The organism is Streptomyces sp. NPDC002680, assembly GCF_042889145.1.
Taxonomy (GTDB): Bacteria; Actinomycetota; Actinomycetes; order Streptomycetales; family Streptomycetaceae; genus Streptomyces; species Streptomyces adonidis.
The window spans coordinates 19,467-39,734 of sequence record NZ_JBIAQP010000002.1 but is presented as its reverse complement, the minus strand read 5'-3'; the positions used below and the strand labels follow the sequence as shown (position 1 = coordinate 39,734).

General features: G+C 71.6%; 20 protein-coding genes. 6 read left to right on the top strand and 14 right to left on the bottom strand.

Annotated features, from left to right (window positions below; translation table 11 throughout):
• Positions 1 to 12: 12 nt before the first annotated feature.
• The 7 genes from ACFYXF_RS06815 to ACFYXF_RS06785 all read right to left on the bottom strand — a co-directional run bounded on the left by ACFYXF_RS06815 (position 13) and on the right by ACFYXF_RS06785 (position 6,251).
• Positions 13 to 717 (bottom strand): 2-hydroxychromene-2-carboxylate isomerase, encoded by a 705-nt coding sequence (locus tag ACFYXF_RS06815; protein WP_389348513.1) that lies wholly within the window; start codon positions 715 to 717, stop codon positions 13 to 15.
• A gap of 18 nt (positions 718 to 735) precedes the next feature.
• Positions 736 to 1,482, bottom strand: coding sequence for a 3-oxoacyl-ACP reductase FabG (gene fabG, locus ACFYXF_RS06810; protein WP_389348512.1), 747 nt, complete (start codon positions 1,480 to 1,482; stop codon positions 736 to 738).
• A gap of 74 nt (positions 1,483 to 1,556) precedes the next feature.
• A complete protein-coding gene (locus ACFYXF_RS06805; RefSeq protein ID WP_389348511.1) occupies positions 1,557 to 2,642 on the bottom strand; it encodes a beta-ketoacyl synthase N-terminal-like domain-containing protein in 1,086 nt (361 codons plus the stop codon).
• Entirely contained in the window at positions 2,642 to 3,922 is a 1,281-nt protein-coding gene (locus ACFYXF_RS06800) for a beta-ketoacyl-[acyl-carrier-protein] synthase family protein (RefSeq protein WP_389348510.1), read from the bottom strand. The genes ACFYXF_RS06805 and ACFYXF_RS06800 overlap by 1 nt, the downstream gene beginning before the upstream one ends.
• 32 nt (positions 3,923 to 3,954) lie before the next feature.
• Complete coding sequence (locus ACFYXF_RS06795; RefSeq protein WP_389348509.1) at positions 3,955 to 4,233, bottom strand: acyl carrier protein; 279 nt, start codon at positions 4,231 to 4,233, stop codon at positions 3,955 to 3,957.
• Between the two features lie 104 nt (positions 4,234 to 4,337).
• Positions 4,338 to 5,273: a LysR family transcriptional regulator gene (locus tag ACFYXF_RS06790; protein WP_389348508.1), complete on the bottom strand. Its 936-nt coding sequence runs from the start codon at positions 5,271 to 5,273 to the stop codon at positions 4,338 to 4,340.
• Positions 5,274 to 5,465: 192 nt separating this feature from the next.
• Entirely contained in the window at positions 5,466 to 6,251 is a 786-nt protein-coding gene (locus tag ACFYXF_RS06785; protein WP_389348507.1) for a BTAD domain-containing putative transcriptional regulator, read from the bottom strand.
• A 345-nt stretch (positions 6,252 to 6,596) separates the two neighbouring features.
• Here ACFYXF_RS06785 and ACFYXF_RS06780 point away from each other — a divergent pair, with 345 nt between their 5' ends.
• From ACFYXF_RS06780 to ACFYXF_RS06760, 5 genes are all read left to right on the top strand, one after another.
• A complete protein-coding gene (locus tag ACFYXF_RS06780; protein ID WP_389348506.1) occupies positions 6,597 to 8,147 on the top strand; it encodes a tryptophan halogenase family protein in 1,551 nt (516 codons plus the stop codon).
• A 21-nt stretch (positions 8,148 to 8,168) separates the two neighbouring features.
• The gene (locus tag ACFYXF_RS06775) at positions 8,169 to 9,461 is read left to right on the top strand and encodes a cation:proton antiporter (RefSeq protein WP_389348505.1); all 1,293 of its coding nucleotides are present in this window, start codon (positions 8,169 to 8,171) and stop codon (positions 9,459 to 9,461) included.
• Entirely contained in the window at positions 9,458 to 9,979 is a 522-nt protein-coding gene (locus ACFYXF_RS06770) for a flavin reductase family protein (RefSeq protein WP_389348504.1), read from the top strand. The genes ACFYXF_RS06775 and ACFYXF_RS06770 overlap by 4 nt, the downstream gene beginning before the upstream one ends.
• Before the next feature lie 90 nt (positions 9,980 to 10,069).
• Positions 10,070 to 10,867, top strand: a complete 798-nt coding sequence (locus ACFYXF_RS06765) for an ABC transporter ATP-binding protein (protein WP_389348503.1) — start codon at positions 10,070 to 10,072, stop codon at positions 10,865 to 10,867.
• The gene (locus tag ACFYXF_RS06760) at positions 10,864 to 13,395 is read left to right on the top strand and encodes an FtsX-like permease family protein (RefSeq protein ID WP_389348502.1); all 2,532 of its coding nucleotides are present in this window, start codon (positions 10,864 to 10,866) and stop codon (positions 13,393 to 13,395) included. Before ACFYXF_RS06765 ends, ACFYXF_RS06760 begins: the two co-directional genes overlap by 4 nt.
• Before the next feature lie 132 nt (positions 13,396 to 13,527).
• Here the strand turns inward: ACFYXF_RS06760 and ACFYXF_RS06755 are convergent, their stop codons facing one another.
• The 7 genes from ACFYXF_RS06755 to ACFYXF_RS06725 form a co-directional block, all read right to left on the bottom strand.
• Entirely contained in the window at positions 13,528 to 14,550 is a 1,023-nt protein-coding gene (locus ACFYXF_RS06755; protein WP_389348501.1) for an ArsR/SmtB family transcription factor, read from the bottom strand.
• A 41-nt stretch (positions 14,551 to 14,591) separates the two neighbouring features.
• Positions 14,592 to 15,530, bottom strand: coding sequence for an ATP-binding cassette domain-containing protein (locus ACFYXF_RS06750; protein WP_389348995.1), 939 nt, complete (start codon positions 15,528 to 15,530; stop codon positions 14,592 to 14,594).
• A gap of 42 nt (positions 15,531 to 15,572) precedes the next feature.
• Complete coding sequence (locus ACFYXF_RS06745; RefSeq protein ID WP_389348500.1) at positions 15,573 to 15,794, bottom strand: MbtH family protein; 222 nt, start codon at positions 15,792 to 15,794, stop codon at positions 15,573 to 15,575.
• A 141-nt stretch (positions 15,795 to 15,935) separates the two neighbouring features.
• Entirely contained in the window at positions 15,936 to 17,486 is a 1,551-nt protein-coding gene (locus ACFYXF_RS06740) for an amino acid adenylation domain-containing protein (protein WP_389348499.1), read from the bottom strand.
• Between the two features lie 120 nt (positions 17,487 to 17,606).
• Complete coding sequence (locus tag ACFYXF_RS06735) at positions 17,607 to 18,227, bottom strand: 4'-phosphopantetheinyl transferase (RefSeq protein WP_389348498.1); 621 nt, start codon at positions 18,225 to 18,227, stop codon at positions 17,607 to 17,609.
• 11 nt (positions 18,228 to 18,238) lie between these two features.
• On the bottom strand, positions 18,239 to 19,090 hold the full coding sequence (locus tag ACFYXF_RS06730) for an alpha/beta hydrolase (RefSeq protein ID WP_389348497.1): 852 nt from the start codon (positions 19,088 to 19,090) through the stop codon (positions 18,239 to 18,241).
• Positions 19,087 to 19,779 carry a tryptophan 2,3-dioxygenase family protein gene (locus ACFYXF_RS06725; RefSeq protein WP_389348496.1) on the bottom strand — a complete coding sequence of 231 codons (693 nt, stop codon included), beginning with the start codon at positions 19,777 to 19,779 and terminating at the stop codon, positions 19,087 to 19,089. Before ACFYXF_RS06725 ends, ACFYXF_RS06730 begins: the two co-directional genes overlap by 4 nt.
• A gap of 267 nt (positions 19,780 to 20,046) precedes the next feature.
• Here ACFYXF_RS06725 and ACFYXF_RS06720 point away from each other — a divergent pair, with 267 nt between their 5' ends.
• Positions 20,047 to 20,247 (top strand): hypothetical protein, encoded by a 201-nt coding sequence (locus ACFYXF_RS06720; RefSeq protein ID WP_389348495.1) that lies wholly within the window; start codon positions 20,047 to 20,049, stop codon positions 20,245 to 20,247.
• Positions 20,248 to 20,268: the final 21 nt, after the last annotated feature.

The window sequence follows — 20,268 nt, the reverse complement described above, 5'->3', positions numbered from 1 at the left end:
GCGCGGGGGCGGTCAGCCGCAGCCGCCCGCGTGCCCGTCGTCGGTGGCCGTGCCGATGCCGGCGGCGGTGAACTCGCGCGGTACCGCGGTGGCCGGCTCCTCCCGGGAGCGCAGGTGCTCCACGAACGCGTCGAGCCGGTCGATCCCCCAGAAGCGGCTGTAGCCGTGCACGAAGAACGGAACGCCGAATACACCGTCCGCGCAGACGTCCAGGAGGATGCGGATGCCCTCGGCGCGCAGCTCGGGCCGGTCGCTGGCGCGGGACAGGGCCAGTGGGTCGATGCCCAGCTCCCAGCCGATGTCCTCGATGGTCCGCCGGTCGCAGATGTCGCGGCCCTGGCCGAACCTGGCCCGGTACACCGCGTCGATGTAGTCGTGGCCGCGGCCCTGGCTGCGGGCGACGAGGTAGCCCAGGTGCGGGACCTCCCAGATGGAGTCGCGGTCCACGGGCCAGACGACCTTGATGCCCAGGGACTTGGTGATGCGGCCGACGTCCTGGAGCACATAGCGGTGCTTCTCGCGGGACATCTCCGAGTAGGGGAACCGCCCGCCCTGTTCCTTCATGAGACGTGCGCTGAGCTGGTCGGGCTCGAAGAAGGGCACCCATTCGAGGCGCTCCGCGAGGTCCCGATGCTCGGCCATCACCGTGCGGTAGGCGAGCCAGGAGTACGGGCTGCGCAGGGAGAAGTAGAACCGCGGCGTCTTGTTCTCGGGCATGGTGGCGCCCCTTTCCGGTCAGACGACGAGGCCGCCGTCGACTCCGAATACCTGTCCTGTGATGTACGAGGCGCGGTCGGACGCGAGGAACGCCACCAGGTCGGCGACCTCCTCGGGACGGCCGAGGCGGCCGAGCGGGATGCGCTCGGTCATCTTCTCGACGTGCCCGGCGGCGAGGCCGGAGAGCATGTCGGTGTCGATGAAGCCGGGCGCCACCGCGTTGGCACGGATGCCGTAGCGACCCGACTCCTTGGCGAGGGCCTTGGTGAAACCGATGATTCCGGCCTTGCTGGCCGAGTAGTTGGCCTGGGTGGCGTTCCCGTACACGCCGGCCACGGACGACAGCGTGATCACGGAACCGGCCTTGCGCTTCATCATCGCGAAGACCGCGGCCCTGCAGAGGTTGTACGTGCCGTCGAGGTTGACCCGCACGACCGCGTCCCAGTCGGCCGGTGCGAGGAGCACCAGCGGGTTGTCGCGCACGATGCCCGCGCAGGACACCACGGTGCGCAGCGGACCGAGTTCGCGTTCGGCGGCCTTGACGAAGTCGCGTACGGCGTCGTGGTCGACCACGTCCGTACGCGCCGCGTACACACGGGCGCCCACGGCGGTGGCCTCCTCGGTGACGGCTTCGGCGGCCTCCTTGTCGGACTGGAAGCAGAACGCCACGTCGTAGCCGTCGCGGGCGAGCCGGGTCACCACATGGCGGCCGATGCCGCGCGAGCCGCCGCTGACGAGGGCGACGGGTCGATCGGTTGCGGACATGCTTGTCTCCTGAAGGTTCTGAGGCAGGGCTCCGTCGGCTCGGGCACGGATCTGAGCAGGGATGTGAGCACGGCTCAGCCGCCGACGAGCACGGCGCAGCCGACCTGGCCGTCCCGCTCGACACCGGTCACCAGGGCCGCTTCACCGGGTCCGAGGCCCCGCTCACCGGCCGTGGCGAGGACGGCGGCCAACTGGAGCGCGGTGGCCGCGGCGGAGGTGTCTCCGACACGTTCGCGCAGACGTATCCACTCGGGGTGCGCGCCGGGCAGGGCATCGGTGACGGCCTGCTCCTCCTCGGCGGCGAGCTTCCCACCGCCCCCGAGCGGGGCCACGTACCGGATGTCCTCGGGTGCCACACCCGCCGTGTCCAGCGCGTCGCGAACGCACACGGAGAGCGCCTCGCGGGGGCCGTCGGTCCCCTGGTAGCCGCGGAAGCGGACGGCTCCGACGCGGGCCAGGGCGGTGCGGCCCGCTGCCGCGGCGTCCTCGGCGGGCTCGACCAGGAACACGGCGGCGCCCTCACCGAGCGGGGTCCCCCGCTCCTCGTCGGCCCTCCCGTGCCACTCCAGCCAGGCGCGCTGCGTGGTGAACTCCTCGGCCGCCCCGCAGAACACGCGCGTGCAGTGTCCGCCCCGGTGCAGCCGCAGCGCGTGGTTGAGAGCGAGCAGGCCGGTCAACGAGCCGCCCGCCACCGTGGTGTTGGGGCCCTTGATGCGGTGCCAGATGGCACTCTGTCCGGCCGCCCGGTTCATCACGGTGTTCGGGAAGCGGGCGGCCTCCACGTGGTAGGGGCGCTCCCCGGTGAGGGAGTCCCTGGTGAAGTCCATGATGCTCTGGACGCTGCCGGAGCCGGTGCCGAGAACCAGGGCGGTCTGCTCGGGCCGGGCCGCGAGTTCCTCGGCGACGGCCTCGACGACTCCGCCGACGGCGGTGACGGCGAGCGCGGTCACCCGGTCCATGGTCCGGGTGCCCTTCTTGCCGAGGTACTGGGCGGCGGTGAAGTCCGGTACCAGGGCGGCCTGCTGGAAGGGAACCTCATGGATGTCGCGGTCGAGGGCGGCCACGGCGTCGCGTCCCTCGGCGAGCCCTTTCCGCAAGGGGGCGTTGCCGACGCCGTAGGGGGAGATCGCCGACCAGGCGGAGATGACGAGGGACGACATCAGGCAGCCTCCTTGACGGGCTCCGCGTGAACCGCGCGTTCCGAGCCGGACACGCGGTCCACGCGGCCGAGGATCACCACGGCGTTGTTGCCGGCGAAGGCGAGCGCGTTGTTCTGCACGACGTTCAGGACGGCCGGACGGGCCTCGTTCGGCACGCAGTCCACCGCGCACTCGGGGTCCGTCTCACGGTGGTTGAGGGTCGGCGGGATGAAGTTCTCGGTGATGGCGAGGGCGCAGGCCGCCGCTGCCAGGGCGCTGGCCGCCCCCATGGAGTGGCCGAGCATCGACTTGATGGAGACCGTGGGTGGCGGGGCGTCGAAGACCTGCCGGATCGCGCCGGCCTCCGTCACGTCGTTGGCCCGCGTCCCCGTGCCGTGCGCGGAGATGAAGTCGATGTCCTCCTGCGCCACGCCGGCGTTGCGGTGCGCGATCTCCATGCAGCGGGCGAGGCTGTCCTGGTCCGGCGACACGGGGTGGTGCGCGTCGCAGTTCAGTCCGTAGCCCAGCACCTCGGCGTAGATCCGCGCCCCGCGCGCGAGGGCGGAATCGAGGCTCTCCAGAAGGAGGACACCCGCTCCCTCCCCGGTGAGGATGCCCTTGCGGTCGATGTCGAAGGGCTGGCAGACCTCCGGAGCGATGGTGCCCAGGCGGTAGAAGCCGGTGAACGTCTTGCGGCAGACGGCGTCGGCGCCGCCGCACAGTGCGGTCTCCACCTCGCCGTGCCGGATGGCGTCGAAGCCGCTGCCGATCGCGTAGTTGCCGGCGGCGCAGGCGGTCGGGATGGTGAGGGCCTCGACATCGACCAGGCCGAGTTCCCGGACGATACCGCTGGACAGGCGCCCGGCCTGCGCCCTGCGCGCCAGACCGGGCGACAACCGCTCGGGTCCTTCGTCCAGTTGGATGCCGGCCAGGGTGTCGAGATCGCGCGACTCGGCGTCGGTGGTGCCGATCGAGACCAGCACCCTGCGCTCGCGCAGGTCCCGCGCGGTCAGACCGGCGTCCGCGACAGCCATGTTGGCCGCCGCGACGGAGAACTGGGTGGCCCGGCCCAGCTCCTGGGGGTCGACGTGGTGGATCCACTCGGTGGGCACGAAGTCGGTCACCTCGCATGCGTTGGCATGCGCGAAGCCGGTCGTGTCGAAGGCCGTGATGGGCTTGACCTCGCTGCGGCCGGACTTCAGTCCGTCCAGGAAGGCCGGGGCTCCGAGCCCGATGCTGGTGACCGCGCCGAGTCCGGTGATGACCACCCGGCGCGGCCGCTGCTCCTCGTCGTACACCATGCTCTCCCGTCGTGTCCGTCAGGCCGCGGTTGCTAGTTGGTCCGGGCGAGCTTGGCCGCGACGGCCTCGCCGACGACGGTCACGACGCTGTCCAGGTCGACCATGCGGGAGAGTTCGGCCTGGTCGATGTCGGCGCCGAAGGCCCGCTCCAGCTGGGAGAGGATCTCGATGGCGCCCATCGAGTCCGCCTCGTGGTCCTCCTTGAAGCGGCTGGTGCCGGTCATGTCCTCCGGTTCGATCTCCAGGATGTCGCAGATGATCTCCTTGATCCTGGCGCGGTCCTCGGCGTTGAGCTCATTCGTTGTTGTCATGCCGACGATGCTGGCGGACCGCGCTGATCCCTCGCTGACGAGTCACTGACCGCCCGCTGACAGGCTCCGCCCCAAGGTCTTGTGTCCCGCGGTCCTGTGCGGAACTACGTGAGGAACGGCTGGAGTTCGGGAAGCTCGGCGTGATGCTCGACGAGCCATTCCCAGTAGCCGGGCACCGTGCGCGCGTATGCGCAGTAGTAGTCGCGGACCGCATCCACGAGGCGGCGCAGCGTCTCCTCGGTGACCGCGCCGCGGCGCCACACCAGGAGCATCTCGACGAGCTCGGTGTCGGGGAGCGGCTGCAGGCGTACGTCGGCGGTGGCACCGGAGGGCGTGGCCAGGGCCGTGGCTCCCCTGTCGTGCACCCACGTCATCGCCTCGCGCTGCGTGCTGACCTGGTGCAGCACCGTGGCGGGACCGGCCCGGCCGAGCCGGCCGAGCAGCCGCTCCTCGACGGTGTGCAGCCAGTGGTGGCGCGAGTAGCGCACCCAGACCCGTCCGACCCGGTCGCCGTCCGCGGGCAGCGCGAGCCAGACGGGCTCGCGCACGACGACCGCGCTGGCGAGGGCGGGATCGGCCACGTCGGACGCGTGGCCGGACGGCAGGGCGAGGCCCGGCACCAGGGCCACGGAGAGCGCGCCGCGGCGCACGCCCGCCACCGCGGCGGCGGGTGAGAGGGTCTCGGTCGCCACGGTGGTGTCGGGCAGCACGCTCTTCAGGGCGTCGCCGAGGGTGGGCGGGGTCCATTCGGTGTTGCCCAGGCGCAGTCGGCCGGCGGTGGCACAGCTCGCCTGGGCGACGACCTCGTCGGCACGCTGCACGAGATCGTCGAGCAACGGGATCAGCCGTTCCCCCAGAGGGGTCGGCGTGACGCCGGTTCGGGACCGCACGAACAGGGTGCCGCCGACTGCCCTTTCGATACGTTTGAGCTGGGCGGTGAGACTCGGCTGGGGGAGATTGAGTTCGCTGGCGCCGCGCGAAATGCTCCCGGCTTCACTAATGGTGACGACGATCCGCGCATGCCTTAGTTCGATGTCCATGAGCCGCCTTACGTCCCAGAGCGGACATACGGAATCCGCCCTTTCCGGGACCTGTTCGGAAGTCCAGGAGCCGGAAGGGGCGGAGAATCCACTGCCGATCCACGTTAACCGCGACGCGGGAGGACGGACAGTCGCCTATTGCCGTACTTCAATATCCCTTCAGCATTACCTCAGTATTCCCTCAGCAGGACTTCAGCGGTGGGCGAGAACCTGCCGTGGTTCACCGAGTCTGGGGTCCTGTTCCAGGATCGCCTGATAGGCATGGTGCAGTGCGCGGCCCGGTTCGAGCCCCATGTCGTCCACGAGCCTGCGGCGCGCGCGATGAAACACATCGAGGGCTTCGGCCTGCCGCCCCGCGTGGTAGAGCACCAGCATCAACAACTCGCTCAGTCGCTCCCGTTCGGGATGCTCGGCGGCCGTCCCGCGCAGTTCCGGCAGTGAGATCCGGTGCGGGTCCACCGCCAGCCGCGCGGTGATCAGATCCTCGTACGCGGTGATCCGCTGCTCCTCCAGATCGGCCGCCGCGATCCGTACCCGAAGTCCGTCGTGGACGTCGCTCAGGGCGGGACCGCGCCACAGGGACAGGGCCTCTTCCAGCACGACGGCGGCCAGCGCGGGGTCGCCCGTCACCAGGTCGGCACCGCTGCGTGCCTGCTCACGGAAGCGGTGGGCATCCACAGAGCCGGCGGGGACGTCGAGTTGGTAGCCGCCGCCCACGGTGCGGATCAGCTCGTCGCCGCGCAGGCCCGTGATCGACCCCAGATGTTTGCGCAGCCGGCCGACGCTGGCCTGCAACGCGTTGCGCGCATTGGTGAGAGTGCGGCTCGCCCACAGCTCGTCCTCGAGCTGGTCCGCCAGGATCGTGCGGCCCGGCGAGAGCGCGAGCAGGGCGAGGATCGCCGTCAGACGCTTCGACACCACGGCGTGCTGCCGGGTGCCGTACCGCACAGAAACAGAACCGAGAACCAGTATGTCCACTGAGAATGCCCCCGTATTCGTCGGTCGGTGGAGGCCAAATATCGCCCGTGTCCACCGGTCGGGGGAAATACCATTCGCGCCACCGACAAGCATCCGGATGGTATGGCCACAGCGGGAACAGGCCTGCCGAGTACGCGCACGCGCCCCGGCACCCCTTGCCGCGCGTACGGCGTGCGGGCATAATTCCGAACCTCACTGACGGTTCGCTGACGCCGATGGATCCCGGCCACCGAACCGTTTCAACCGGCGTGTTTCAGCGCCCGCTTAACAACCTGTCGCGCTCCTTGGCCGGTTCCTAGGCTCCTCCCGTGTACGGGAAATCGGTCAGCGAACAGGAGTCGACCCATGCTCAACAGACTTGTGATTGTCGGCGGCGGAACAGCGGGATGGATGACGGCCTCGTACTTCAAGGCGGCATTCGGGGACCGGATCGACATCACGCTGGTGGAGTCCGGCAATGTCGGCACGGTCGGTGTCGGTGAGGCGACGTTCAGTGACATCCGGCACTTCTTCGAGTTCCTCGGGCTCAAGGAGAGGGACTGGATGCCGGCGTGCAACGCGACGTACAAACTCGCCGTCCGGTTCGAGAACTGGCGCGAGAAGGGCCACTCCTTCTACCACCCCTTCGAGCAGATGCGATCGGTCAACGGCTTCCCGCTGACCGACTGGTGGCTGCGCGGGGGCCCCACGGACCGGTTCGACAGGGACTGCTTCGTGATGCCCTCCGTCATCGACGCCGGGCTCAGCCCCCGCCACCTGGACGGCACGCTGATCGACCAGCCCTTCGTCGAGGGCGCGGACGAGATGCAGGGCCTGACGATGTCCGAGCACCAGGGCAAGACGCAGTTCCCCTACGCCTACCAGTTCGAGGCGGCCCTGCTCGCCAAGTACCTGACGACGTACGCGGTGGAGCGCGGCGTCACGCACATCACGGACGACGTCCAGAAGGTCAATCTGGACGAGCGCGGCTGGATCTCCGGTGTCACCACGGCCGAGCACGGCGACATCGAGGGCGACCTGTTCGTCGACTGCACCGGGTTCCGCGCACTGCTCCTGAACAAGGCCCTAGAGGTCCCGTTCGTCTCCTACGCGGACACCCTGCCCAACGACAGCGCGGTCGCCCTCCAGGTCCCGCAGGACATGAAGGCACGCGGCATCCTGCCGTGCACCACCGCCACCGCCCAGGACGCCGGCTGGATCTGGACGATCCCGCTGATGGGCCGCATCGGCACCGGCTACGTGTACGCCAAGGACTACTTGTCCCCCGAGGAGGCCGAGCGCACCCTGCGCGAGTTCGTCGGCCCGGCCGCGGCCGATGTCGAGGCCAACCACATCCGCATGCGGATCGGCCGCAGCGAGAACTCCTGGGTCAACAACTGCGTCGCGATCGGCCTGTCCAGCGGCTTCGTCGAGCCCCTGGAGTCCACCGGCATCTTCTTCATCCACCACGCCATCGAACAGCTCGCCAAGAACTTCCCCGACGAGTCCTGGAGCCCCGTCCAGCGGCAGCTCTACAACGACTCGATCGCCCATGTCATGGACGGCGTACGGGAGTTCCTCGTCCTGCACTACGTCGCCGCCAAACGCGACGACACGCAGTACTGGCGAGACACGAAGACCCGGCGCATACCGGACGGGCTGGCGGAGCGCATCGAGACGTGGAAGACCCAGCTCCCCGACACGGAAACGGTCTTCCCCTACTACCACGGCCTGCCGCCCTACTCGTACATGTGCATCCTGCTCGGCATGGGCGGAATCGAACTGAAGCCCTCACCGGCCCTCGCCCTGTCCGACCCGGGCCCGGCGGAGCGGGAGTTCGCGGCGATCCGCGACAAGACACGCCGGCTGACCGAGACACTGCCGAAGGCGTACGACTACTTCGCCGCGCAGCACTGACCAGCGGAAAGGTGCTGCGCAATGGACTTCCTGCAACCGTTGGGCCACGCCGCGCACCTGGCGGCGCTGCTCGCCGTGGTTCTGCTGCTCGCCCGCGTGGGCCGTAGCGTGGCGCGCCGGCTGCGCCAGCCCGAGGTGATCGGCGAGATCGTGGTGGGGCTGCTCTCCGGGCCCGCCGTGCTCCGTCTGCTCGGCCAGGACACCTTCGACGCCGTACTGCCCGGCTCCGCCCTGGAGGCGCTGAAATACGTCGCCAAGGCCGGGCTCGTACTGTTCCTCGTCGGGCTGGCCCATGAACTGCGGGCCCGTTCCGGCGCCGAGCGGCGCGCCACCCTCTGGCTGGCGGCCGGATCGCTGGTCCCACCGCTGTTCGCGGGCACCCTGCTCGCCGGGTTCGTGCTGCTCCAGGACGACCCCGCGGTGCGCGGGAACGCCACGCTGCCCGCGTTCGTGCTGATGGTCGCCGTCACGATGTCCATCACGGCCGTACCCGTCCTGGCCCGCATACTCGCCGACCGCGGCATGAGCACCACGTCGGCCGGACGGCTCGCGCTGTCCGCGGCCGTCGCGATCGACTCGGTCGGCTGGCTGCTGTGCATGCTCGCGATCAGCCTGAACGCCGGAAGCGCGACGGGCTTCCTGCACTCCGTCCTCGGCATCGGGTTGGGTGCGGCGGGCGCGCTCGCCGTGCGGTTCGGGATGCGGGTGACGGCCGTGGGACGGGCGTGCGCGCTGCGGCCACGGACCGCCACCGTGGTGCTCGGTGCGGCGGCGCTGGCCGTGGCACTGACCGTGGAGCACTTCGGCATGACGGCGATCCTCGGCGCCGCCCTGGTGGGTCTCGCGATCCCGACGGGCGACGACACCCCGTGGACGCCGGTCGTGGCGAACCTGACCCGGGCCGGGCGGGCGCTCGTACCCGCGTTCTTCGTCGTCACCGGGATCACCGTGCTCGACAAGGCCTTCACCCAGCTCTCCTGGGCACTGCTCGTGACGACCCTCGTGCTCGCCTGTGCGGGCAAGGGGATCGGCGGCTACCTCGGAGCGCGTCTAGGCGGTCAGCCACCCGGCGCGTCCCGCCGGATCGCGGTGCTGATGAACGCGCGCGGGCTCACCGAACTGATCGTGCTCCAGGCCGGCTTCAGCGCGGGGATCCTCACAGCTCCCCTGGTGCTCGCGCTGACCCTGATGGCGGTGGCCACCACCGCCGCGACGGGTCCGCTGCTCGGCCTCCTAGACCGCGGTGCGAGCGGACCCGAGCCCGCTCGCACCCCCGAACCGGTCGCCGCGGCGGCGGAAAGCGGTACCCGATGACCCGGTCCAGCGTCCGGACGACAACGGCCACCACCCCGTCCGACGACTTCCGCACGATGATGGGCAGCTTCCCCACCGGGGTCGCGGTGATCGCCGCGGAGGATCTCGACGGCACCCCGCGCGGCATGACCTGCTCGTCGGTGTGCAGCGTCGCCCTGACCCCGCCGACCCTCCTGGTGTGCCTGCGGGACGGCAGCCCCACGCTCCAAGCCGTTCTCGCCTCGGGTGAGTTCACCGTGAACCTGCTGCACGAGGACGCCCGGAGCGTCGCCGAACTGTTCGCCTCGGGGGACCCCGAGCGGTTCCGGGTCACCCACTGGGAGCGGACGGCCGGCGCCGCCGGACCGCACCTCCCACGGCACGCGCACACGATCGCCGACTGCACCGTGTCCCTGACCCAGCGCATGGGCGACCACGTGACGGTCTTCGGAACGGTGCGGCGCATCAGCCGACCGAGCGGGCGGCCCCCGCTCCTGTACGGGCTACGGCAGTTCGCCGCCTGGCCCACAACCCCCTGACCACCGGGTGCGGGGCGCGCCCGCCTCCCCCGGAGGCACGCCCCGCACCCCCGATCCTGCCCTGCCTATCCAACGCCCCTAAGGACACCCATGAACGGGACACAGGACCCGCCCGCCCAACCAGTCGTCCGCCTCGAATCCGTCAGCCGCCTCTACGGCGGACCCAAGAACCGGGTGACGGCACTCGACAACGTCAGCATCAGCCTGGAGAGGGCTACCTTCACCGCCGTCATGGGCCCCTCCGGATCGGGTAAATCCACCTTCCTGCACTGCGCCGCGGGCCTTGACCGGCCGACGTCCGGGTCGGTGCACCTGGACGGGGTGGACCTCGCCCCGCTGCGTGAGAAGTCCCTGACCAAGTTCCGCCGCGAGCGCATCGGCTTCGTCTTCCAGGCGTTCAACCTCCTGCCCGCGCTCAGCGTCGTGGACAACGTGACGCTGCCGCTGCGCCTGGCGGGCACCCGCCCCAAGAAGGCCGTCGTCGACGAGGTCCTCGAACAGGTCGGTCTGTCCGACAAGCGGCGCAGCCGTCCCGGTGAGCTGTCCGGTGGTCAGCAGCAGCGCGTCGCCATCGCCCGGGCACTCGTCACCCGGCCCGCGGTGATCTTCGGCGACGAGCCGACCGGCGCCCTGGACACACGTACCGCCGCCGAAGTGCTCACGCTGCTGCGGCAGTCGGTGGACGTGGTGGGACAGACGATCGTGATGGTCACCCACGACCCGGTGGCCGCCGCATACGCGGACCGGGTCGTCTTCCTCGCCGACGGCCGGCTCATCGGCACGCTCGAGCGTCCGTCCGTCGACCAGGTCACGGAGCAGATGCAGAAACTGGGCACATGGAGCGACCCGTTCGCGCTCCAGGGACCGGACCACGGGGTGCGCCGGTGATCCGCATCGCGCTGCGCACCCTGCGCTTCCACAAGGGCGGCTTCATCGCCTCGTTCGTGGCCCTGTTCTTCGGTGCCGTCATCGTCATCGGCTCCGGCGGGCTCCTGGAGACCGGAATCCACAACGCGGCGCCGCCGCACCGGCTGGCCGCCGCGCCGATCGTCGTCACCGGCGACCAGCGCTACGCCTACACACGGCAGGATCTCGTCTTCCCCGAACGGCTCCACATGGACGCCGAGTGGGCGGACAGGATCGCGGAGGTCCCGGGCGTCGAGGCGGCGGTGCGGGACCTGTCGTTCCCGGCGGCCCTCACCAGGGGCGGCCCGGTCACGGGTCACGGCTGGTCCTCCGCCAGGCTCTCCCCCTACCGGCTCACCGACGGTACGGCCCCCGGCACGGACGGCCGGCTGGTCCTGGGCGAGGACCTGGCGGACCGTACGGGGCTGAAGACCGGCGACCGGATCCAACTCCTCGTCCACGGCGTGGAGAAGAGCTACCAGGTCTCCGGGCTCGCCACCGGTCCCGACGACGGCGTGGACGTCTTCCTCACCGACGCCGAGGCCGCCGAGGTCGCCGACCGCGTCGGCACGACCGACAACATCGGCGTCTTCCCGGCCTCCGGCGCGAACACCCAGGAGGTCGCCGCCGCTGTCCGCGAGGTCGTCGACGGCTCGGCCGTCACCGTGCTGACCGGGGACGAACGCGGCCGCGCCGAGGACCCGGACGTGGTGGCCGACGGCAGCGATCTGGTCCCGCTCGCCGCCGCGTTCGGCGGTCTGTCGGCGATGGTCACCGTGTTCGTGGTGGCCAGCACGCTCGGCCTCTCCATCCAGCAGCGGCAGCGCGAGATGGCACTGCTGCGCACGATCGGTACGACACCGGGGCAGCTGCGCCGCCTCATCGTCGGCGAGACCCTGTTCCTCGCGGTCATCGCCACCGGGCTCGCCACCATTCCGGGCCCCCGCTTCGGACACTGGCTGCTGAACGCGTTCGCGGACGCGGGCGTCGTACCGGAGTCGATCGCCTACCGGGCCGGTTCCGTGCCGGTGATCGTCGGCGTGGGCACGGCGCTGCTCACCGCTGTCGGTGCGGCGTACATCGCGGCGCACGCCGCGGCGCGCACCAGGCCGACCGAGGCGCTGGCCGAAGCGACGCTGCAGCGCCGCTGGTTCAGCGCGTTCCGGCTGGTCGTCGGGCTGCTGTGCCTGGCCGGGGGCGGGGCCCTCGCCTGGGGCACCGCGGGCTCGGCGGGGCCGGACGCGGCCGGGGTCGCCACTCCGGCGGCGATGGTGTGGGCGGCGGCGTTCGGTCTCCTCGGACCCGTCGTCGTACGCGCCATGGTGGCCGTGCTGCGCCGTCCTGTCAGCAAGGTGTCCGGGCTCGCCGGTGAACTCGCCGCGCACAACGCGCGGGCGCGCACGGCCCGCCTCGCGTCGGCCGTGATGCCGGTGATGCTGGCGAGCGGTCTGGCGGTCGGCCTGATCTACATGCAGACCACGCAGTCCGACGGTGCCCAGCGGGCATTCGACGAGAACCTGCGCGCGGACGTCGTCGTGACATCGGCCTCCGGTGGTCTGCCGCTCGGCCTCGTCGACACGGTACGCAGGCAGCCGGGGGTGGCGGCGGCGTCCGCGCAGATCCCCACGACCGGCTACATCGAGCCGGACGAGCCGATGCGGCCGAGCGAGGGCGAGGACAAGGGCCCGCAGCCCACCGAGCTGTCGATGCAGGGAGTCACGCCCGACGGCCTGGACCGCACGACCGCGTACCACGCCGCGACGGGCAGCCTCACCGCCCTGAGCGGCGACTCCGTGGCGCTGCCCGCCACGTACGCCAAGGACCGTGAGCTCGGCGACCTGGTCCCGATGCGGCTCGGTGACGGCACGCAGGTCAAGCTGAGGCTGGTCGCCACGGTCGACGGGCGGCGCGGTTACGAGACCGCGCTCGTCCCGGCGTCGGTACTCGTCGGGCACACGGACGGCGGGCTCGTCCCGCAGATCCTGGTGCGCGCCGCCGCCGGCACGGACCCGGCCCGGCTGAGCGCGTCACTCTCCACGCTGGCGAAGCAGCAGCCCGGCCTCCAGGTGGTCGGACGGGAGGTCCTGGAGGCGGCGCAGGCCGACGCGGACGACACCCAGGCGTGGATGGCGTACCTGGTCCTCGGAGTCGTCGTCGGCTACTCCACACTCGCCCTGATCAACACACAGATCCTCGCTACGACCGAGCGACGCAAGGAGTTCATGCTGCAACGTCTCATCGGGGCCACGCGCCGCCAGGTCCTGCAGATGATGACGGTCGAGGCGTCCCTGGTGGCCCTGGCCGGCATCCTCCTCGGTCTCCTGGTCGCCGGGGCGACGCTGGTGCCGCTGAGCATGAGCGTCCTCGGCACCGCGCTGCCCGGCGGCTCGCCGTGGATCCTCGTCGCGGTGGTGGCCGGAGCGGCGGCGCTGACCCTCACGACGACCTTGCTGGCGGCGGGCGCCGTACTGCGCGGCAGGCCCGGGGACATGGCCGGCATCAAGGAGTAGCGGAGCACACGCCGTCGGCGGTGCCCGGCACGGTGGTTCGTGCCGGGCCCCGCCGACGGCGTCGCAGCGGGGTGCGCACAGCGGTGCGCGGAGAACACGTCCCGGCGCCGGGGCGGAGGGATCGACGGAACCTCAGGCGGCCGGAGTCGTGCGTGCCGTCAGGTCGGTCACCGGGCGCGGCTCACGGTGGCCCACCGCCGCGCCGGCCGGGCGGCGGCGGGCCGGGACGCCCACGGCGGCCGGTTTCGCCGGGCGGGGGGAGATTCCCTTGAGGAGGGCGACGCCGAGCGGGGTCAGGGTGTGCAGCACCGTGTTGCGGATGCGGCGGGTGGTGATGAGGCCCGCCCGGCGCAGTACCGCGGTGTGCTGGCTGGCGCCCGCCGCCGAGATGCCGAGCCGGTCCGCCAGCTGGCTGGTGGTGCAACTGCTGCGCAGGGCGTGCAGCGCGGCGGCCCGGGTCTGCCCGACCAGGGCGCCGAGCGACTGGCCACTGTCGTCCGGCTCGTCCCACAGCCCGGTCGCCTGGTGGGTGTCGGGCGGCGCGGCGAAGGCGAGCACGACCGGACCGTTGTCGTCGAGGCGGCGGGTGACCCTGCCCGGCCGGTGTGCCAGGAACACGGACGGAGCGAGCACCAGACCGCGCCCGTCGAGACGGATGTCCTCGTCGGGGCCGTCGTGGATCTCAAGGACCGGAGCACGCCAGGTGATCTTGGAGTGCAGGGTGGTCAGGAGCAGTTCCACCCCGCCGGCCATCAGTACGCGGCCGCGGGCCTCGCACTCGGCCTCCAGGTAGGCCCGTACATGCTCCCAGTACGGTGCCACGGCGACCCGCCACACCAGCGACAGATCGCCGGCCGCCGGGTGGAAGGGCGGACCGGGCGCGTTCCGCGCGGTGGAGGCGTCGGTGCCGACGCAGCGGCCACCGCGTTCGATGAGGTCGATCAGCCCGTCGAGTCCGGGGGCGGCGCTGCCGCCGGTCAGCGGGAGCGGCCACTGGGTCAGCCGCTCCCCGACCTGGCTGCGCCAGCGGGCGAACGGCGCACCGACGCCGCGCCCGAGCAACCCGTACGCGAAGGCGCTCTCCACGAGCGGGCCGACGGTCGTTCTCAGGCGGACCCGAGCGAAGTCAGCAGGGATGAAGTGGATTCGTTGCATGGTGATGCCCCCGTGGTCGCGCTGCTGGCGGCAACCGCCGCTCAGGTCGACTTGCCGGTGAGGGAGATGAAGACGTCGTCGAGGGTGGGTCTGCGCAGGGCGAAGTCGGCGACGTCGACACCTGCCTGGCGCAGCGCTGCCGCAGCGGTCTCGATGCTCTGTATGCCGTCGCTCAGGACGATCGACACGGTGCCGTCGACGAGGTCCGCGGACGGCTCGCCGGGGGCGACGCGGCGCAGCGCGTCGGCAGCCCGCGCCACGCTCTCCGGCCGGGTGAGGGACACTTCGAGCCGCTCCTCACCCGCTGTGCGTTTGAGCTCCTCCGGGGTGCCCTCGGCGATGACCCGGCCGGTGTCGATGACCGCGATCCGGTCGGCGAGGACGTCGGCCTCCTCCAGGTACTGGGTGGTCAGGAGCACGGTCACACCGTCGGCGACCAGCTCCTTCACCGCGTCCCACAGCCGGGAGCGGCTGACCGGGTCGAGGCCCGTCGTCGGCTCGTCCAGAAAGAGGACGGACGGCCTCGCCACCAGACAGGCCGCCAGGTCGAGGCGGCGCCGCATACCGCCCGAGTACGTGCGCGCCGGGCGGTCGGCGGCCCCGGTCAGCTCGAACCGGTCGAGCAACTCGGCCGCCCGAGCGCGCGCGGCACCCCGGCCCAGGTGGGTCAACGTACCGATGAGGACGAGGTTCTCCCGTCCGGTGAGCATGTCGTCCACCGCCGCGTACTGTCCGGCGAGCCCGATGCGCCGCCGTACCTCGGCCGGCTGACGCACCACGTCGTAGCCGGCGACCCGGGCCCGGCCGCCGTCCGGTTCGAGCAGGGTCGAGAGCATTCTGACGGTGGTCGTCTTGCCCGCCCCGTTCGGACCGAGCAGGCCGAGCACGGTTCCCGACGGCACCGCCAGGTCGACTCCGCCCAGCGCTTGCCGTCGCTCGTACCGCTTGGACAGGCCCTCGGCCTCGATCGCCCATTCCACCGCTGCCACCGCTGCTCCTCCGCCCTGACTCGGCCGGGCTCGTCAGGCGGCCGGAGCGTCGGCGGACGGGCCGCGCAGGCTGCGCGGGCGCAGGTCGGTCCAGTGCTCCTCCACATACGCGAGCGCCTTGTCGCGCGAGCTCTCGCCGAGGGCCACCGTCCAGCCTCCGGGGCGCTCCGCGAAGGCGGGCCACAGGGAGTGCTGGCCCTCGTCGTTGACCAGCACGAGGAAGGTTCCGTCCGGGTCGTCAAAGGGGTTCGCCACGTCACACACTCCAGGTCGGGTCGGTTTCGATCGCCGGTTGTCGTCCACCGGCTCTTCGAGGATCTCGACCCGCGCTGACGAAACGCTGACCGCTCACTGATGTGCGCCGCGGGCGACCTGGTGGTGGGCGGCCGGTCCCGTTCAGGCCACGCGCGACCTCGTCGCCGCGACGTCACGCTTGCCGTTGGCGTTCACGACGATCTCCGGCACGGTGTGCACGGCCTCCGGCACCAGGGCGGAGGGCAGCACCGTCGTGAGCGCGGAGCGGACGGCGTCGGCCAGGCCGTCGACGCCGCTCGCCGCGACAGGCCGTACGAACAGCTCCAGCGTGTCGATCGGGCCGCGCACGACGTCGAACACCGCGTCGGCGACACCCGGCACGGACAGCACGTGGTGGCGGAGTTCCCCGAGTTCGATCCGGTGCCCGTTGACCTTCAACTGGTCGTCCGCGCGCCCGAGGTAGAGCAGCGTGCCGTCGGGCCGCAGCTCCACCGTGTCGCCCGTGCGGTAGGCACGCCCGGCCGCCCCGCCGAGCTCGGCCTCGTCGATGAACCGCTCGCCCGACGGCTGCGGGCCCAGGTAGCCGGCCGCGACCGCGCGTCCGGCGATGACCAGTTCACCCGGGCTGCCCTGCCCCACCGGACGCAGTTGGTCGTCCACGACGTACGCCCGGGTGTTCCAGGCGGGCCGGCCGATCGGCACGGTCGGCGTCGCGGGCAGCGTCGTACGGTCGAAGGGGAACGCACAGCAGCCGATGGTGGTCTCGGTCGGACCGTAGTGGTTGACGAGCCGGACCCCGTCGAGGCGGTCGCCCAGGGAGGCGATGAGCGCCGGGTCGAGGCCTTCGCCGCCGAACATCAGCAGCCGTGTCACCCGGTCGTAGCGGGGTGGCTGTGCGAGGACGTCGAAGAAGCGGGCGTGCGAGGGAGTCATCTTCACGAACGTGTACTTCTCCGGGCGCTCGCCGAACAGTGTCTTCTGGTCCCACAACCCGGCGACGGTCACGACGGTGCGGCCCTGCGCGAGCGGGACCCACAGCGACGTCATCGCCAGGTCGAAGCCGAGGCTGCCGAACAGGGGGCTGCCGGTCCCCTCGGAGCCCACCAGCTCGCCGCACCACGAGACGTAGTTGGCGAGCGAGGCGTGCGGCACCCGGACGCCTTTGGGGATGCCGGTCGAGCCGGAGGTGAACACGACGTACGCGATGTCCTCCGGGCCCGGCAGGGTGGCGCCGCGGTCGGGGGCGTCGGCGTCAGGCAGGGCCGCGATGTCGATGAACGGTATGGATCGGGCGGGCAGTCCCTCGGTCGCGTCGGGTCCCGAGTGCAGCAGCGCGGTGGGAGCGGCGCCGGCGAGTACGGCGGCGACGCGCTCGCCGGGGTGCTCCGGGTCGATGGGCACATAGGCCGCGCCGAGCGCCATCACCGCGAGGGCTCCCGCGACGGTGTCCGGGGTCCGCGCGGCGATGAGGGCCACCCGGTCCCCCGCGACGACGCCCGCCTCGTCCAGGGCGGCGGCCACGACGAGGGCCCGCCGCCACAACTCCCGGTAGGTGAGCGCACGGTGGGCCGACCGCACCGCCACGGTGTCGGGCCGGGTCCGCACATGCCGTACGACCATGTGGACGACGGACGCCTCCTCGACGGGGCGCACCGCGCCGGACACCGAGCTGGGGTGGGGTACATGGACCATGACGGGGGCTCCTGGGTGCGGACGGGGCAGGGACGGCGGCGCGGTCTTCCGGACGATCGCCAGCGTAGGAACACGCGGCCGCCCGGACCACGCTCTTAAGCCCCCGCCGAAACTCACCGGTCAGCCGTCGAAGGCGACGGCCACCAGAAGCCCGTCCCTCGCGAGCCAGCGGCCGGTGAAGTCACGCCGGTCCGGGACCAGGACGGTGGCTCGGAAGGTGTGGTCGGCCGGGTCGAACGCCACCGACACGTCCCGGAAGGTCAGTTCGGTCCCGGTGTCCGGGAACCACGCCTTGTAGACCGCTTCCTTCGCACAGAACAACAGCCGGTCCCAGCAGGCGAGTCGGGGGTGTGACGCCTCCAGCGCCGCCAGCCGTTCGCGTTCCCCGGGCAGCGAGACCGTGCCGAGCACACCCTCGCGCAACGGGCGCCAGGGCTCGGCGTCCACCCCCAGTGCGCGCACGTCGTACTGCCGCGCCACGACGGCGGCCCGGTATCCCCGGCAGTGCGTCATGCTCCCCACGACCCCGTCGGGCCAGCGCGGCACCCCCCGCGCGTCCGGTATCAGGGGCACGGGGGCGTGGCCGAGCGCGGACAGGGCGCGGCGGGCGCAGTGCCGGACCGTGGTGAACTCGCGGCGTCGCCCCTCGCCCACCCCGGCGACCGCGGCCCGCTCCTCGGGGTGCAGGGCGTCGTCCGCCGCGTCGGCGCGGGCCTCGGCCCCGGCAACGTACGACGGCAACAGCCTCTCGATCAGTGGCCGTTGCACAGGATGCCCAGCACCGCGGCGCCCAGCACCGTGTCCGGGTCCGCGAGGTCGAAGGGCAGGTCGAAGTGGTGGCGTCCGGGTACGACGAGATCGGTCACCTCGGTGCCGCCCGCGCGGGCGGCATCGACGAACCGGTGGTGCTGCGCGGTGAACGCGTCCGTCTCGTTCTCGCCCAGGGCGACGACGAGCCGGGGAAGCCGGGTGGGCATGCGGTGCAGCGGGCTGCAGTCGCGGGCCTCGTCGGCGTCCATGCCGAGGGCGTCGTTGACGTAGGTGTGCCGCAGGGGCTCCAGGTCGTAGACGCCACTGATCAGCGTCGCGGAGGTGATCGTTCCGGAGAGGCGGAGGGCGTCGGCGTCCAGGAGCGTGCTCGCGACGAGGTGGGCCCCGGCGGAGTGACCGCCGAGGTGAACGGCCCTGGGCGCCATGGGCAGTTGGGCCCGGCGGGTGCAGATACGGCGCAGTGAGTCGCCGACGGCCGCGGTGATCGCGCGCAGGCGGTGCCGCGGCGCCAGGCCGTAGCCGAGCGCCGCGAAGGAGATGCCGGCGGCCAGGAAGTCCCGTGCGGCGAAGGCCGCTTCGGACTTGCTGAGCTCCTGCCAGTAGCCACCGTGCACGAACACGAACAGGGGGGCGTGCGGGTCGGGCGCCGGGAACAGGTCGAGCCGCTGCTCGGGCAGGGGGCCGCAGGACACGTCCAGGTGGACGGGGAGATCGGCGCGGGCACGGGCGCTGTCGGTGGCGTATCGGGCGAGGTGGACGTCGAGGTCGGTGACGCGCGAGCTGGGCGAGTACTCCCGGTCGAGCCCGGTGCGTGCCGTGTCGGGCGCGGTCACGGCAGTGGGGTCCAGACCTCGGGCAGCATCCGGCGCAGGGCGGCACGCCACAGGTAACCGGCGCCCTCGGATCCGGCGGTGCCCACGGCCGTGCCGAGGAAGCGCTCGGCAAGCACGGCGTGCCGGGCTCGCCAGACGGCCGCGGCGTCGTCGAACTCGAGGAGGGCCAGCCGCACTCGTTCGGCGGCCGCCCGGTCCGCGCACGTGTCGACGAAGTCCCGGTAGGCCTCGGCCACCGTCCGTTCCCCGAGCCGCGCTTCGAGCCGCGCCCGGTCCTCCTCGGTGAAACCGCCCGTGGTCAGGTAGCGGGAGTCGCGCAGGCCGCAGAGGAACTCGATCTCGCGGAACTGCGCGGACTGGAATCCGCTGGCGTCGCCCAGTGCTGTCCTGATGCCCTCGAACGCGGCCGGGGTCAACGTCGCGAGCCCGTCGAAGTGCCGGGTCAGCGTGGCCATCAGCCGCGGCAACGGGGCCGCCCTGCGTACGGCCCTGTCCGCGTCGCCCGTGTCCAGGGCCGCGCGTATCTCCTCCAGATGGCGCAGGGCGACGGCGAAGAGGATCTCGCAGGACTGGTGTGTGGCCAGGAAAAGGACGTGGTCCACATCGTCGTCGTGGACGCGGGCAGTCCGCAACAGCTCGTCGAGCCGAAGCACTTGGCCGTAGGGCGGGGCGGCGGTCTCGGCAATCACGGGGGCCTTCTTCCTCGCGTACGGAAGCTTCCTCGCGTACGGAAGCCGAAAAGGAGCGTCCCGTGAGCGTGCCACGCGACGCCGGACGGATCACCGTGATCAAGCGGAGCCTTAAAAGGCCACCTCCGGCCCCACGTGAGTTCTTCATCTCGCAGTGATGACACCGGCACTGTGCGCAGCGAGGCCGACTTCGCAGAATCTTCCACGGAGCAGCACGCAGCACCACCGAGGCCAAGGAACACACACCACACCAACGAGGGACAAGACATGAACCTGCTTTCCTCCGGCATTCAGTTGAAGGCCGACAGCGCCGTTCCCGCCCGCCCCGCCCGGTCCGCCCGATCCGTCCTCGTGATCGAGGAGCTCGACTCGGCGGCGGACCACATGGTCGCGCTCTCCACGTTCTGCATCCAGGCCGAGAGCGCTGTCCCGGCCGCCGCGCGGAGGGCCGGGCGGCTCGGCGCGTGACCCCTTCCGACGTACGGAAGG

Bases quoted from the DNA above. Each gene is read 5' to 3' on its own strand.
- ACFYXF_RS06815 (WP_389348513.1), bottom strand. From the start codon at position 717: ATGCCCGAGAACAAGACGCCGCGGTTCTACTTCTCCCTGCGCAGCCCG.
- fabG (WP_389348512.1), bottom strand. From the start codon at position 1,482: ATGTCCGCAACCGATCGACCCGTCGCCCTCGTCAGCGGCGGCTCGCGC.
- ACFYXF_RS06805 (WP_389348511.1), bottom strand. From the start codon at position 2,642: ATGTCGTCCCTCGTCATCTCCGCCTGGTCGGCGATCTCCCCCTACGGC.
- ACFYXF_RS06800 (WP_389348510.1), bottom strand. From the start codon at position 3,922: ATGGTGTACGACGAGGAGCAGCGGCCGCGCCGGGTGGTCATCACCGGA.
- ACFYXF_RS06795 (WP_389348509.1), bottom strand. From the start codon at position 4,233: ATGACAACAACGAATGAGCTCAACGCCGAGGACCGCGCCAGGATCAAG.
- ACFYXF_RS06790 (WP_389348508.1), bottom strand. From the start codon at position 5,273: ATGGACATCGAACTAAGGCATGCGCGGATCGTCGTCACCATTAGTGAA.
- ACFYXF_RS06780 (WP_389348506.1), top strand. From the start codon at position 6,597: ATGCTCAACAGACTTGTGATTGTCGGCGGCGGAACAGCGGGATGGATG.
- ACFYXF_RS06775 (WP_389348505.1), top strand. From the start codon at position 8,169: ATGGACTTCCTGCAACCGTTGGGCCACGCCGCGCACCTGGCGGCGCTG.
- ACFYXF_RS06770 (WP_389348504.1), top strand. From the start codon at position 9,458: ATGACCCGGTCCAGCGTCCGGACGACAACGGCCACCACCCCGTCCGAC.
- ACFYXF_RS06765 (WP_389348503.1), top strand. From the start codon at position 10,070: ATGAACGGGACACAGGACCCGCCCGCCCAACCAGTCGTCCGCCTCGAA.
- ACFYXF_RS06755 (WP_389348501.1), bottom strand. From the start codon at position 14,550: ATGCAACGAATCCACTTCATCCCTGCTGACTTCGCTCGGGTCCGCCTG.
- ACFYXF_RS06740 (WP_389348499.1), bottom strand. From the start codon at position 17,486: ATGGTCCATGTACCCCACCCCAGCTCGGTGTCCGGCGCGGTGCGCCCC.
- ACFYXF_RS06720 (WP_389348495.1), top strand. From the start codon at position 20,047: ATGAACCTGCTTTCCTCCGGCATTCAGTTGAAGGCCGACAGCGCCGTT.